Origin of the sequence: Glycomyces sp. NRRL B-16210 (assembly GCF_000719515.1) — a bacterium.
Lineage (GTDB): Bacteria > Actinomycetota > Actinomycetes > Mycobacteriales > Micromonosporaceae > Glycomyces.
This window is the reverse complement of sequence record NZ_JOGR01000013.1, coordinates 216,391-229,106: the sequence shown is the minus strand read 5'-3', so window position 1 is coordinate 229,106 and position 12,716 is coordinate 216,391. Positions and strand designations below refer to the sequence as shown.

The following is a 12,716-nucleotide window of genomic DNA, read 5'->3' as shown; positions in this document are numbered from 1 at the left end:
GTTAACCACCATCTTCGACCAGCAGACCTTCTTCGCGCAGCAGACGCTGCAACGCGGCGGCCAGAGCGCCGACGTCGTGGGTGACGCCGTCTGCGGCGAGGTCCGCCGCGACCAACCGGGCCTCCAACGATTGTGCCGCACTGTTCAACGATCCGGGATCGGCGAGGGTTCGGGCGTCGCCGGAGACGACGTAGTGAAACCGGACACCTTCGGCGTATCGGCGCAGCGTGTCGATGTGCCCGGCGGGGGTGAGCCCGTCGGTCTCCTTCTCCTCGGAGAGGTTGAGGACGACGATGCGGCGGGCGTCGGCGGCGGCGACGGCCTCGCGGAGGTCGGGCAGGAGCAGGTGCGGGATGACGCTGGTGTACCAGGAGCCGGGGCCGAAGACGTGCCAGTCGGCCTCGGCGACCGCGGCGAGGGTCTCGGGGCTGGCGGTGGCCCCGGACGGCCGCAGGCGCAGGTCGAGGACTTTGCCGTCGGAGACGGCGACGTCGTGCTGGCCGACGATGGTGCGGGTGCCGTCGCCTTCGGCGAGGTCGGCCTCGATGTCGAGCGGGGTGCCGGACATGGGCAGGACGCGGGCGCGGCAGCCGAGGAGGCGCGCGGCGGTGTCGAGCGCCTCGACCGGGTTGGAGTGGCGTTCGAGCAGCGAGGTGAGGATGAGGTTGCCGACCGGGTGGCCGGTGAGGAAGTCGTCGCCGCCGAAGCGGTGCGCGAACAGCGCGGCGACTTCGGACCGGTCCGGATCGGCGGTGGCGACGAGGGCTTTGCGCAGGTCGCCGGGCGGCAGGAGCGGCCTGGTGGACCGGATGGCCCCCGAGGAGCCCCCGTCGTCGGCGACGGTCACGACGGCCGTCAGGTCGATGTCGAGCCGGGCGAGGGCGCGCAGCGAGGCCGAGAGGCCCCGTCCGCCGCCGAAGGCGACGACTTTGAGCATCAGCGGCTCCCGCGGGGTCGGGGGGCGGGCGGCGGATCGGGGTCGGCGGCGCGCCGGCTCGGCCACGGCGGGGGCGCTTCGAGGCGGCCGGGAGGTTCGGGCCAGGACGGGGCGGTGCCGGCGCTGCCGGAGGGCCGGGGCCCGGCCCGGCGGGGCCGGTCAGCGGGTCGCGGACCCTCGGCGCGTTCGGACCCGAGTTCCTCGGGACCTCGGGGATCGGGTCCGGCCGGGGGCGGTCCTTCGCGGTCCGGGCGCCCTTCGGGGGCGCCGGGGCCGGGCCGGCCCTCGGACCAGGGCTGACCTTGGAGTCGGTGCGACCCGGCCGAGGTCACTCGTTGCCTCTGTCCCGGTGGTGCGTGTTCGCGGGGAAGCCCGCGGCGTTGAGCCGCTTGCAGAGTTCCTCGGCGATGGCGACGCTGCGGTGCTTGCCGCCGGTGCAGCCGATGGCGATGGTCATGTAGCGCTTGCCCTCCCGCTCGAAGCCCTGCGTGGTGCCGAGCAGCAGGGTGGCGTAGGCGTCGACGAAGTCCTCGGCGCCGTCCTGACCGAGGACGTAGTCGGACACGTCCCGGTCGGTGCCGGTGTGCTCGCGCAGGGTCGGGACCCAGTACGGGTTGGGAAGAAATCGTACGTCAGCGACGTAGTCGGCATCGCGCGGGATGCCGTACTTGAACCCGAATGACATGCAGGTGAACTGGAGTCCGGGCGAGGACGGGGCGAGGAAGGCCTCCTCGACGCGGGCGCGCAGCTGGTTCTCGTTGAGGTGCGTGGAGTCGAACAGCGTGTCGGCCGAGGCCCGCGCCGGTTGCAGCAGGCGGCGCTCGGCGGCGATCCCGTCGGCGAGCAGGCCGGCCCCCTGGAGCGGGTGCGCGCGGCGCACCTTCTCGAAGCGGCGGATGATCACGTCGTCGTCGGCGTCCACGAACACCAGGTGCGGCTTGAAACCGCCCTTGCGCAGGTCCTCCAGGACCCCCACGAGGTCGGTCATGAACGCGCGCGAGCGCACGTCGAGCACCATCGCGGTGCGCCGGACCTCCTCGCCGCCCGCGGCGGCCAGCTCGGCCGCCTGCCCCACGAGGGATTCGGGGAGGTTGTCGATGACGTAGTAACCGACGTTCTCCAGCGCCCTCGCCACAGTCGAGCGCCCACCGCCCGAGATGCCGGTGACGATCACGAGGTCCAACTCGCCCCGGTCGCCCGAACCCGCCTGCACTGCTGCCACACCCATAAGTCAAGTATCCCCGAGATCGATCCTGCCGCCGTGGTGACACGGCTTCGGCGTAGCCGCCGAACTCACAAGCGTATAGGTACCATCCGCGTCTCAAGCACCGTTGTCATCGGGATTACGCAGATGTGTCCGCAAAGCCTCCGCGAGCTTCGGGCCGATACCGGGCACCGCTTCCAATTCGGACAGTTCGGCCTCGCGGAGGCGCTTGACCGAACCGAACTGCTTGAGCAGGGCCCGCCGCTTGGACTCGCCGAGACCGGGCACGCCGTCGAGGGCCGAGGCCGACATCTTCTTGCGGCGGCGGGTGCGGTGCAGGGAGATCGCGAAGCGGTGGGCCTCGTCGCGCACGCGCTGCATGAGGTACAGCGCCTCGGAGGTGCGCGAGAGGATCACCGGGTACTCCTCGCCGGGGAGCCAGATCTCCTCCAGGCGCTTGGCGAGGCCGGCGAGGTTGATCGTGTCGATGCCGAGTTCGGCGAAGACGGCGTCGGCGGCGGCGACCTGCGGCTGGCCGCCGTCGACCACGAGCAGCTGCGGCGGGTAGTGGAAGCCGCGCTTGGGCTCCTCGTCCTCCTCCTGCGGGGAGCCCGCGGGCTGGTCGGCGAGCTTCGCGAGGCGCCGGCGCAGGGTCTCCTGGAGCGAGGCGAGGTCGTCCTTGCGCTCGCCGCGGATGACGAAGCGGCGGTACTCGCTCTTGCGCGGCAGGCCGTCCTCGAAGACGACCATGGAGGCGACCACGTCCTCCCCTTGGGACTGCGAGACGTCGTAGCATTCGATCCGCAGCGGCGCCTCGGGCAGGTCGAGGGCGTCGGCGAGCTCCTCGAGGGCCTTGGAGCGGGCGGTGAGGTCCCCGGCGCGCTTGAGCTTGTGCCGCTGGAGGTTCTCGATCGCGTTCTTCTCGACCGTCTCGGCCAGCGCCCGCTTGTCGCCGCGGCGCGGGACCCGCAGGTCGACCTTGGACCCGCGGCGCTCGGAGAGGAGTTCGGCGAGGGCCTCGTGGTCAGAAGGCAGGGCCGGGACGAGGACTTCGCGGGGGACGACCTCGTTCTGCTCGCCGTAGAACTGGAGGCAGAACTGCTCGACGAGTCCGGCGAGTTCGACCGGTTCGGGCTTGTCGAGGACCCAGCCGCGCTGGCCGCGGATGCGGCCGCCGCGGACGTGGAAGACCTGGACGGCGGCCTGGAGTTCGTCGTCGGCCACGGCCATGACGTCGCAGTCGACGTCCTCGGCGAGGACGACGACCTGCTGTTCGAGGACCTTGTCGAGGGCGCCGAGGTCGTCCCGCAATCGTGCGGCGCGTTCGAATTCGAGGGCTTCGGAGGCCTCCTGCATCTCGGCGATGAGGCGCTTGCGGACGGGGGCGGTGTCGCCGGACATGAAGGCGCAGAAGCCGTTGACGAGTTCGCGGTAGTCCTCGGCGGAGATGCGGCCGACGCACGGGGCCGAGCATTTGCCGATGTCGGCGAGGAGGTTGGGGCGGTTGATGCGGTTGCAGCGCTTGAACTCGGTGTCGGAGCAGGTGCGGATGGGGAAGACCCGGGTGAGCAGGTCGAGGGTCTGGCGGATGGCCCAGGCCGAGCCGAAGGGCCCGAAGTAGCGCACGCCTTTGCGGCGGTTGCCGCGCATGACCTGGGCGCGGGGGAACTCCTCCCCTACGGTGACGGCGAGCCAGGGGTAGGACTTGTCGTCCTTGAACATGACGTTGAAGCGCGGGTCGTACTCCTTGATCCAGGTCCACTCGAGCTGGAGGGCCTCGACCTCGGTGGCGACGACGGTCCACTCGACGCTGCGGGCGGTGTTGACCATGCGGCGGGTGCGCTCGTGCAGGCGCGTCTCGTCGGCGAAGTAGGAGTTGAGGCGGTTGCGGAGGTTCTTCGCCTTGCCGACGTAGATGACCCTGCGGTCGCGGTCCCGGAAGCGGTAGACGCCCGGTTCGGTCGGGATGGTGCCGGGAGCGGGACGGTAATCAACAGCCACAACACAAGGCTATAACCCGCCCCCGACACCACGTGCCGACAGTGGCGGCTCAGTCTCCCGCGAACAGTTCTTCGCAACTGCTGACACGGCCGACTTTCGATGCCCACGCCTCCAACTGGTCCGGGTCGTCGCACCGTTCGATCGTGAACCGGTGCCGCGCGCTCACGGGGATGTCGAATCCTTCCAGCACTGTGAGAAGGATCTGGCGCTGGCCGATCAGGCTGCCCTTCTCCAGGCCCTTCTCCAGGCCCTCCTCCAGGCCCTCGCGTACCCCGTCGTCGCGTACCCGCGTGAAGTAGGCGTTGTGCCATGCTTTCGGCTCGGTGTCCATATCTGCCCTCCGGCCATAGGGGGTCTCCGTTTCCGCAGTCTCCGTCGGATGACCGGGCTAACGAATGACCGAGTGCCCCGACACGGCACACGGCCTGTCGGGGCACTCACACTCACTGCGGCTTGGCCGCCAGCGCCAGCAGTTCGGCGGCGAAGTCGTCGACCTCCTGGCGGGGGATGCCCCTCGCGCTGAACCAGCCGCCGAGGTTCTCAGCGTCCCTTTCCAGAAAGCCCATGCCCAGCGGGTTGGCGTAGATGTCCACGATCTGCGGCAGGTCGAGCACGACCAGGCGCCCCTCGTGGACGACCGTGTTGTAGGAGGAGAGGTCGCCGTGGGCGAAGCCGAGCTCGGTCATGCGGCGCAGGGCCTCGCAGGCCTGGTCCCACAGGCTTTCGAGTTCGTCCTGGTCGGGCCGGGTCTCGGACAGGCGCGGGGCGGCCGTGCGGTCCTCCCCGATGAACTCCATGACCACCTCGGTGCCGAGGATCTGCACGGGGTAGGGCACGGGGACGCCGGCGGTGTAGAGGCGCTTGAGCGCGTCGAACTCGCTGGCGGCCCAGCGTCCGGCGGCCTGTTCGAGGCCGAACGTGGTGCGCTTGGCGAGAGCCCTGGCGTCGCGCGAGCGTTTCGCGCCGCGCCCGGCCGTGTAGTCCCCGGCCCGGTTGAACTGGGTGTGCTCGGCGCTGCGGTAGCGCTTGGAGGCGAGGACGACCGCTCGGTCGGTGCCCGGGACGGTCCGTTCGATGAGGAAGACGTCGGCTTCCTTGCCGGTCTTGAGGACCCCGAGTTCGTAGTCGACGGCGCCGAGGTCGGTGATGACCCACTCGGGCCACGGTTTCGGGCCGCGCTGGAGCGGCTCGGACTCGTCCCAGATCGACCAGCGGTCGCCGGTCGGCGGGCGCTCGTCGGAGGGGGCTTCGTCGAACTCGGTGCGCATCTCCTCGAACCGGGCGAGATCCTCGGCCGAGAAGACCGAGCCTTTGCGGGACTTGCGCGGCTTGATGTGCTGGAAGGATTCGGAAAGATCAGACTTGCGTGCCATGGGTGGCGGGCTCCTGTGGAATCATCCGCGGCACGCGGGAAGTCAGAGCGTGCCGACGGGAGGTGAACTGGGTTTCAAGGCGCGGGCGTGGACAACGACAGCCATCAGTCACACCTCCGATCCACAAGAGTCCCGGGCGCGATGCCTCGGGCAATAGCGAAAAGGCTAACGCCGCCTCGATGCGGCGCGCAAGTCTTTTTTCGCGGCTCAATGACCTGCGGAATCGTAGGCCTTGACGCCTTGGCGGAAGATCCAGGCGGCGATGGCGGCGGTCGCGGCCGCCGCCAGGGGCGGAGCTAGGAGCCACCACCAGTCGAGGCGGCCGGTGAGGATCTGCACCGGGATGAAGCTCGCGAACGCGAGCGGCAGGCCGAAGGTGAGGACCAGGCGCACCGCGGCGGGGAAGACCGTCAGCGGGAAGCGCATGGCCTCGTTCTGGAGCTCGGCCAGCGCGAACGCGAGCACCGGCATCCGGCCCTTCATCCAGAAGTTCGCGGCGTTCGCGGCGGTGAGCAGCGAGGCCTGGATGACGGCGGCGCAGACGAGGAGCAGCAGCGCGACCGGGATCATCGCGAGGCCGATCCCGGCGCCGGTCCAGCCGAAGACGAGCATGACGAGCCCGAGGGTCATCTCGCCGAAGACCTGCATTCCGACGTGCTTGGAGGCGACCTGGACGAGCACGGGGGCGGGGCGGGTGAGGCGGTAGTCCATGTCGCCTTCGACGATCATCTTGCCGACGTCCCAGATGCCGTCCCAGAACAGCTGCGTGGAGGACCAGGCGACGGCGAGGAACCCGGCGAGGACGAGCATCTCGTGGTAGCCCCAGCCGACGATGGCGTTGACGTTGGCGAACAGGATGCTCAGGAACGCGAAGAGCATGATCTGCCAGAACGTGCCGGAGACGGCCATGACCCAGAAGTCGGCCGGGTACTCGGCGATGGAGCGCAGGTAGGCGCCGATCGAGCGGCGGTAGACGCCGCCGGCGTGGCGGATCTCGCCGGTCTTCTCCACCGTGTCAGCCGCCATGGATGGTCACCTTCTTGACGAGGCGGCCCCAGATGAGGCGGCCCATGTACCAGAGGCCGACCGACCAGGCGGCCTGCGCGGCGAGGAGCCCGAGGGCCCCGGCGGTGTCGACGCGGCCGAGGTAGATCGAGGCGGGCGTGGTGGTGAAGTGGACGAACGGCAGCGCCCAAGAGATCCCTTGCAGCCACACGGGCATGAGCGCGAGCGGGACCATCATGCCCGAGAAGAACGCGACGAGCGAGTCCTTGGCCCATTGGATGCCGAGGAACCGCTGGGTCACGAAGCAGGTGAGGGTCGCGAGGTAGCTGATGCCGAACGCGAGCGGGAAGATGAACAGGACGCTGACGATCGTCAAGGCGGCTGCGAGGACCGAGGCGGGCGGCGCGGGCCGGAAGATCAGGCAGGCCGCCGCGGTGCCGAGCACGGCCGCGGGCACCGAGGCGGTCATGCCGCCGATGTACTCGGCGGCGCGGGCCCGCTGGAAGTCGACGGGCTTGGTCAGGTCGATGGCGACGTGGCCGTCGAGGATCCGGTTGGCCATCTCCCAGTCCGAGCCGCTCCAGGCGAGCGTCGCGGTGAGGAACCCGATGATCAGGTAGGCGCGCATGGCGGGCCAGTCGTAGCCGCCGATCTCGCCGTCGCCGATGATGTGGCTCCAGACCGCCAGGCCCGCCAGGAGCGACCAGCCGCCGAAGAGGACCGAGAAGATCCACGTGGTCTTGTAGGCGATCTTGCGTTTGAAGGTGACCGTCGCGAACGCGACGTCGAGGCTCGACATCAGTGGCCCGCCGAGTCGTAGGAGCGCAGGCCGAGCCGGAACACGCCGACGGCGGCGAGGACCGCCGCGAGCGCGGCGAGCGGGGTGCCGACCAGCCACCACGCGGACAGGTGCCCGGTGAGGACGGCGACGGGCACGAAGTTGACGAAGGCCACCGGGATGACGAACAGGGTCACGATCCGCACGCCGATCGGGAAGAGCCCCAGCGGCAGGACCATCGCGTTGCTCTGGAGGTCGACGAGGACGAACGCGAAGTTCGACATCGGGCCCTTGATCCAGAAGTTCACCGCGCAGAACACGGTGATGAGCGCGCATTCGATGACGATCGCGCAGACGAGGCCGAGGAGCCCGATCGGCAGGGCCGCCAGGCTCAGGCCCGCGCCGATCCACCCGTAGGCGAACATGAGGAGCCCGATGCCGCTCTCGCCGAAGCCCTGCATCCCGATGTGCGTGGTCGCGACCTGGACGACCACCGGCGCGGGCCGGGTCATCCGGTAGTCGATCTCGCCTTTGAGGACCATCTGGCCGGTGCTCCACACGCCGTCGACCAGCAGCGCGGTCGAGCCGCTGGCGACGGTGAACAGGCCCGAGAGCATGAGCATCTCGTGGTAGCGCCACCCGGCGACGTCGGGGACGGCGGCGAACAGGACCGTGATGAACGCGAACTGGAGGACGTTCCACATCGCGCCGGCCGAGGCCATGACCCAGAAGTCGGCCGGGTACTCGGTGATCGCGCGGATCTGGGCGACCAGCGCGCGCCAGTACACCCCGCCGACGTGCCGCGCCGTCAGGGACTTGTCGCGGACCATGGTGTCAGCCACCGTGCACCGTCACTTTCTTGACCGCGTGGCGGAACACGAGCCGGGCGCCGAACCACAGGCCGACCGCCCACGCCGCCTCGGCCGCGAGGAGCCCGAGCGCGCCGGCAGTGTCGACGTGGCCGAGGTAGATCGCGGCGGGCGTGGCCGTGAAGTGGGGGAACGGCGAGGCCCAGGCGATCGCCTGGAGCCAGGAGGGCATGAACGCCAAGGGGATCATCATTCCCGACAGGAAGCCGAGCAGGGCCTCGCGCAGCCACATGATCCCCAGGTAGCGCTTGGTCCAGAAGCACACCAGGACCGTGAGGTAGGTGATGCCGAAGGCCAGCGGGAACACGAGCGCGAAGCTGACGGCGGTGAGGGCCCCGGCGGTCGCGGTGGCCGGGCCGGGCGGGTCGAAGAGCAGCCAGGCGCCGGTGACGCCGACGATCACCGTGGGCACGGTCGAGATCATCGAGCCGACGTACTCGGCGGCGCGGGCCCGCTGGAAGTCGACGGGCTTGGTCAGGTCGATCGCGATGTGGCCGTCGAGGATGCGGTCGGCGATCTGCCAGTCGGCGGCGCCGAAGACCACGGTCGCGGTGACGAACCCGATGATGATGTAGGCGCGCATCGCCGACCAGTCGTAGCCCGAGAGCGCGCCGTCGGCGAGCAGGTCGTGCCACAGGGCCATCGAGACGAGCATGGCGCCGCCGCCGAGGACCAGTCCGAGCACCCACTGGGTCTTGTACGCCAGGCGGCGCTTGAACGCGACGGTCGCGAAGGCGCGGTCCACCGCGAAGCCGTGCGTCAAGGGGTCACCCCGGTTCGGGAACGATGGCTCACTTGGTCAGTTCCCCTGCGTAGAGGCGGCGGATGACGTCCTCGATGGACGGTTCGGAGAGCGAGAGGTCCCGCGGGGCGAGCTGGGCGGTGAGCGAGCCGAGGACCCCGGCGGTCGAGAACCGCGAGGTCTCGTAGGTCACGGTGACCTCGCTGGGCGCCTCGCCGGCGGCCCAGGCGTAGTCGGGGAACTTCTCCGCCAGGGCCGGGACGTCCGCGGGGCCCTCCAGGTAGAGGTTCACGGCCTTGGTCGTGATGTAGTGGGCCTTGAGCTGCGTGATCGGCCCGTCGTAGGCGATCGTGCCCTTGTCGATGACCACGATCCGCTCGCAGACCTCCTCGATGTCGGCCAGGTCGTGGCTGGTCAGCAGCAGGGTCGTGCCGTTGTCGACCAGTTCGCGCAGGAACGCGCGGAGGCGGTCCTTGACGGAGATGTCCAGGCCGATCGTGGGCTCGTCGAGGTAGACCATCTTCGGGTCGTGGATGAGCGCGCACGCGAGGTCGGCCCGCATCCGCTGCCCGAGCGAGAGCGTCCGGGCCAGGGCCGGCATGAACTCGCCGAGGTCCAGCAGGTCGTCGAACATCGCCAGTCGCCGCTTGTAGTCGGCGTCGGAGACGCCGTACATGTGCTTGAGGAGCTTCAGGGACTCCTCCACCGGCAGGTCCCACCACAGCTGGGTGCGCTGGCCGAAGAGCACGCCGATGTCGTGGGCGTTGGCGATCCGCTCGACGTGCGGGTCGCGGCCCATCACCCGGACGGTGCCTTCGGAGGGCTTGAGAATCCCGGTGAGGAGCTTGACGGTGGTGGACTTGCCCGCGCCGTTGGGGCCGACGTAGGCCACCGACTCCCCCGCCTCGATCGACAGGTCGATCCCGTCCACGGCGGTGTAGTTCTTGTACTTGCGCTGCGCCAGGTGCTTGACGGCGCCTTTGAACCCTGAGGCCTTGTCGGGCCTGCGGAAGGTCTTGGAGAGGCTGCGGGCCTCGAGAATCGGCATGGCTCAACGGTAGGAAAATTCAGCGGGGGCGGGCCACTCGTTTTCCGTGACCTAGGACGCGCGGCGGGCGCCGGAGGCGGGCGTTCGCGCCCCGGTCAGCGGTGGAATGCGCTTGCGGGCCTGGGACATCTGCGGTTCCGCACCGCGCCCGGAATGGCGAATGCGAATCAGGTCACATCGCTGGATCGGTTCTGCCGGAAGGAAACTCGCCAATCCGGGCAAAAGGCGCGGCTCATTCGCCGAGGCGGTCGCGTTCGGACTGCGGCAGCGAGCACGCGGCGGTGCCGCCGGGCAGGCGGTGGCGGTTGCGGGCGATGAGCCGGTAGACCGGCCAGGCGAGCCACGAGACGGGTGTGAGCGACAGGACCCCGCCGAAGGGCTTCCAGTACCACTGCGCGCGGCGCAGCAGCACCGCGACCGCGTCCGGACCGGCCCTGCGAAGGTGCGGCTCGACCCATAGGACCGCGGCTTCGGCCTCGGACTGCTCGACGCCGAGGGCGTCGAGGTCGGCCCACTGCCACGGGAGGACCCGGGCCTCGGTGCGCACGCGGCGCTTGAGGAACCGCGCGCAGTTGGTGCAGAAGGCGCAGTCGCCGTCGAAGAGGAACACCGGGCCGGGGGCATCGCCCTGCCGCGAAGCCGGGTCGTGCTGGGATGCCCTCACGGTCTCATTGTCCCGCGGGCACGGTCCCCGCGGCCTCGTACAGGGCCTTTCGCATGGCCGCCACCGGCGCCGCATCGATCCCGGTGAACTGCGTCCACTGCCGCACCGCCTGCGCCAGCAGCAGCGCGAGCCCGTCGAGGACGCGCACGCCCTCGCGCTGCGCGGCGGCCGCGAGCGGGGTCGGCCACGGGTCGTAGAGGATGTCGAACAGGACCGCGTCGGGGTTCCAGTCGAGGATGAGGTCGTCGGTGACGCCCTTGGGGACGGTCGCGATGACGAGGTCGGCGCGCCCGGCGAGCACGGCCTCCTCCCAGCTCGCGGCCTTGAGCCGCAGGCCGAGGCGGTCGGCGACCGGTTCGAGTTCGGCGATGGCCTCGCGGCGGCGCGCGTACACGGTCACGGTGCCCGCACCGAGCTGGCGGGCCGCGGCGAGCGAGCCGCGCGCCGAGCCGCCCGCGCCGAGGACGGCGACCTCCTCGGCGGCGACCAGGCCGATCCCGGCCAGCGCGTCCACGATCCCGGGCGCGTCGGTGTTGTCGGCGAGGCGGCGCCCGTCTCGCAGAACGAGCGTGTTCGCCGCGCCGATCGCCTCGGCCACGGGCGTGGCCTCGTCGGCGACGGCGAGGGCGATCTCCTTGAGCGGCATGGTGAGCGAGAGCCCGGCCCAGGTCTCGTCGAGGGAGTCCACGAAGCGGGCGAGCGCGGGCTCGTCGCATTCGTGCCTGCTATACGTCCAGTCGCCGAGTCCGGCTGCCTTGTAGCCGGCGGTGTGGATGACCGGCGAGAGCGAGTGCTCGATGGGCTTGCCGAGGACCGCCGCGCGCATCACTGGATGCCGTTCGCTTCGGCGACCTTGATGTTCTCCTGGTGATCGCTGTAGAGGTGCGCGAACAGGGCGCTGCCGTCGTCGTAGGCGGTCACGAAGAACAGCCAGTCGCCCGGTTCGGGGTTCGCGGCGGCGTCCAGGGCGGCGGCGCCGGGGTTGGAGATGGCGCTGGGCAGGTAGCCGGCCTGCTCTTTGGCGCTGGGGGCCCACGGGTTGTCGGGGTCGCGCATGAGGTCGTACCAGTTGACCTCTTCGCCGGAGGTGAGCGCCTCTTCGCCGTTGAGCAGGCGTCCGTAGTTCCAGATCGCCTCGCTCTCGAAGCAGTTGCAGTTGGTCTGCTCGTGCTCGTACGGGTTGAGGTACATCTTGTTGTACATGACCTGGGCGATCTTGGGGTCGTCGGTGGGGATGCCCGATTCGGACTGGATGATCGAGGCGACCTGGAGGGCCATCCACGGGTAGATCTTGAACTCGCCGTTCGTCGGCGGGTAGAAGGTCTGGTTCTCCATCGCGCTCGGGTCGTAGCCGGGGTCGGGGTTCGGGATGTTCTGGAGGTCCTCGAGGAAGCCGAGCTGGTCGATCGTCTCGTTGAACTTCCTGATCATCTCCCGGAGCATCTCGTCGGCGGTCATCTCGTCGGAGAACTCGTAGGTGGCCGGGAACAGGAAGCCCTCGACGGATTTGAACTGGCGGTCGGAGAAGCCCTCGAACCAGATCGGGTCGATGCCGAGCGCCTCGGGGTCCTCCGCGGCGGCCTCGAAGTCCTCGACGGGGACGCCGGTGTGCTCCGAGAGCCGCTGGAAGACCTCGAAGATGCGGTAGCCCTCGGGGATGGTCACCGCGTTGGTGAGGCGGTTCTCGGGGGTCGTCAGATGGTCGAGCGCGGCGGCGGCCGACATCTCGCCCTCCATGAGGTAGGTGCCCGGCTGGATGAGGGTGCCGGAGTCGCCGTCGTCCTCGGAGGCGTTCACGAAGGCCTTCGCGGAGGCGACCACGCCCTGCTCGTAGAGGTGGTTGGCGATGTCGGAGACGAACCAGCCGTCCTGGACGGTGACGACGACCTCGACGCCGTTGCCGGTCCCGGCGTAGTCCTCGGCGATGAAGTACTCCTTGATGACGTTGTTGTACGCCCACCAGCCGCCGACGCCCAGGATGCCGAACAGGGCCACGACCAGGGTCATGGCGATCAGGGAGCGACCGGAGTCCTTGCGGCGGTGGCGCCGGGGCGCCGCGTCGCGCTCGTCCTCGGTCCTGAAATCGCCGAGCATC

General features: G+C 69.8%; 13 protein-coding genes. All 13 read right to left on the bottom strand.

Annotation, left to right across the window (positions count from 1 at the left end):
- Nucleotide 1: 1 nt before the first annotated feature.
- The 13 genes from yvcK to mltG all read right to left on the bottom strand — a co-directional run bounded on the left by yvcK (nt 2) and on the right by mltG (nt 12,715).
- Nucleotides 2-937 (bottom strand): gluconeogenesis factor YvcK family protein, encoded by a 936-nt coding sequence (gene yvcK / locus IF12_RS0119585; RefSeq protein ID WP_030161441.1) that lies wholly within the window; start codon nt 935-937, stop codon nt 2-4.
- A gap of 328 nt (nt 938-1,265) precedes the next feature.
- A complete protein-coding gene (gene rapZ / locus IF12_RS0119580; RefSeq protein ID WP_051704639.1) occupies nt 1,266-2,165 on the bottom strand; it encodes an RNase adapter RapZ in 900 nt (299 codons plus the stop codon).
- A gap of 93 nt (nt 2,166-2,258) precedes the next feature.
- Complete coding sequence (uvrC, locus tag IF12_RS0119575) at nt 2,259-4,142, bottom strand: excinuclease ABC subunit UvrC (RefSeq protein ID WP_030161438.1); 1,884 nt, start codon at nt 4,140-4,142, stop codon at nt 2,259-2,261.
- Between the two features lie 49 nt (nt 4,143-4,191).
- Nucleotides 4,192-4,473 carry a hypothetical protein gene (locus IF12_RS23365; RefSeq protein WP_035749633.1) on the bottom strand — a complete coding sequence of 94 codons (282 nt, stop codon included), beginning with the start codon at nt 4,471-4,473 and terminating at the stop codon, nt 4,192-4,194.
- Nucleotides 4,474-4,585: 112 nt separating this feature from the next.
- Complete coding sequence (locus tag IF12_RS0119565; protein WP_051704638.1) at nt 4,586-5,515, bottom strand: serine protein kinase RIO; 930 nt, start codon at nt 5,513-5,515, stop codon at nt 4,586-4,588.
- 207 nt (nt 5,516-5,722) lie between these two features.
- Entirely contained in the window at nt 5,723-6,541 is an 819-nt protein-coding gene (locus IF12_RS0119560; RefSeq protein WP_030161434.1) for an ABC transporter permease, read from the bottom strand.
- Nucleotides 6,531-7,319, bottom strand: a complete 789-nt coding sequence (locus tag IF12_RS0119555; RefSeq protein WP_051704637.1) for an ABC-2 family transporter protein — start codon at nt 7,317-7,319, stop codon at nt 6,531-6,533. The genes IF12_RS0119560 and IF12_RS0119555 overlap by 11 nt, the downstream gene beginning before the upstream one ends.
- The gene (locus IF12_RS0119550; protein ID WP_133884279.1) at nt 7,319-8,140 is read right to left on the bottom strand and encodes an ABC transporter permease; all 822 of its coding nucleotides are present in this window, start codon (nt 8,138-8,140) and stop codon (nt 7,319-7,321) included. Before IF12_RS0119550 ends, IF12_RS0119555 begins: the two co-directional genes overlap by 1 nt.
- Entirely contained in the window at nt 8,133-8,930 is a 798-nt protein-coding gene (locus IF12_RS0119545; protein WP_051704636.1) for an ABC-2 family transporter protein, read from the bottom strand. The genes IF12_RS0119550 and IF12_RS0119545 overlap by 8 nt, the downstream gene beginning before the upstream one ends.
- A gap of 28 nt (nt 8,931-8,958) precedes the next feature.
- Complete coding sequence (locus IF12_RS0119540) at nt 8,959-9,957, bottom strand: ATP-binding cassette domain-containing protein (RefSeq protein ID WP_030161426.1); 999 nt, start codon at nt 9,955-9,957, stop codon at nt 8,959-8,961.
- A 232-nt stretch (nt 9,958-10,189) separates the two neighbouring features.
- Nucleotides 10,190-10,621, bottom strand: coding sequence for a thiol-disulfide oxidoreductase DCC family protein (locus tag IF12_RS0119535; RefSeq protein WP_051704635.1), 432 nt, complete (start codon nt 10,619-10,621; stop codon nt 10,190-10,192).
- Nucleotides 10,622-10,625: 4 nt separating this feature from the next.
- Nucleotides 10,626-11,447 (bottom strand): shikimate dehydrogenase, encoded by an 822-nt coding sequence (locus tag IF12_RS0119530; RefSeq protein WP_030161421.1) that lies wholly within the window; start codon nt 11,445-11,447, stop codon nt 10,626-10,628.
- Entirely contained in the window at nt 11,447-12,715 is a 1,269-nt protein-coding gene (mltG, locus tag IF12_RS0119525; RefSeq protein ID WP_030161417.1) for an endolytic transglycosylase MltG, read from the bottom strand. The genes IF12_RS0119530 and mltG overlap by 1 nt, the downstream gene beginning before the upstream one ends.
- Nucleotide 12,716 lies beyond the last annotated feature (1 nt).

Excerpts from the sequence above, each read along its gene's own strand:
- mltG (WP_030161417.1), bottom strand. The coding sequence starts at position 12,715 with ATGCTCGGCGATTTCAGGACCGAGGACGAGCGCGACGCGGCGCCCCGG.
- IF12_RS0119555 (WP_051704637.1), bottom strand. The coding sequence starts at position 7,319 with ATGTCGAGCCTCGACGTCGCGTTCGCGACGGTCACCTTCAAACGCAAG.
- yvcK (WP_030161441.1), bottom strand. The coding sequence starts at position 937 with ATGCTCAAAGTCGTCGCCTTCGGCGGCGGACGGGGCCTCTCGGCCTCG.
- IF12_RS0119530 (WP_030161421.1), bottom strand. The coding sequence starts at position 11,447 with ATGCGCGCGGCGGTCCTCGGCAAGCCCATCGAGCACTCGCTCTCGCCG.
- IF12_RS0119565 (WP_051704638.1), bottom strand. The coding sequence starts at position 5,515 with ATGGCACGCAAGTCTGATCTTTCCGAATCCTTCCAGCACATCAAGCCG.
- IF12_RS0119540 (WP_030161426.1), bottom strand. The coding sequence starts at position 9,957 with ATGCCGATTCTCGAGGCCCGCAGCCTCTCCAAGACCTTCCGCAGGCCC.
- IF12_RS23365 (WP_035749633.1), bottom strand. The coding sequence starts at position 4,473 with ATGGACACCGAGCCGAAAGCATGGCACAACGCCTACTTCACGCGGGTA.
- rapZ (WP_051704639.1), bottom strand. The coding sequence starts at position 2,165 with ATGGGTGTGGCAGCAGTGCAGGCGGGTTCGGGCGACCGGGGCGAGTTG.
- IF12_RS0119560 (WP_030161434.1), bottom strand. The coding sequence starts at position 6,541 with ATGGCGGCTGACACGGTGGAGAAGACCGGCGAGATCCGCCACGCCGGC.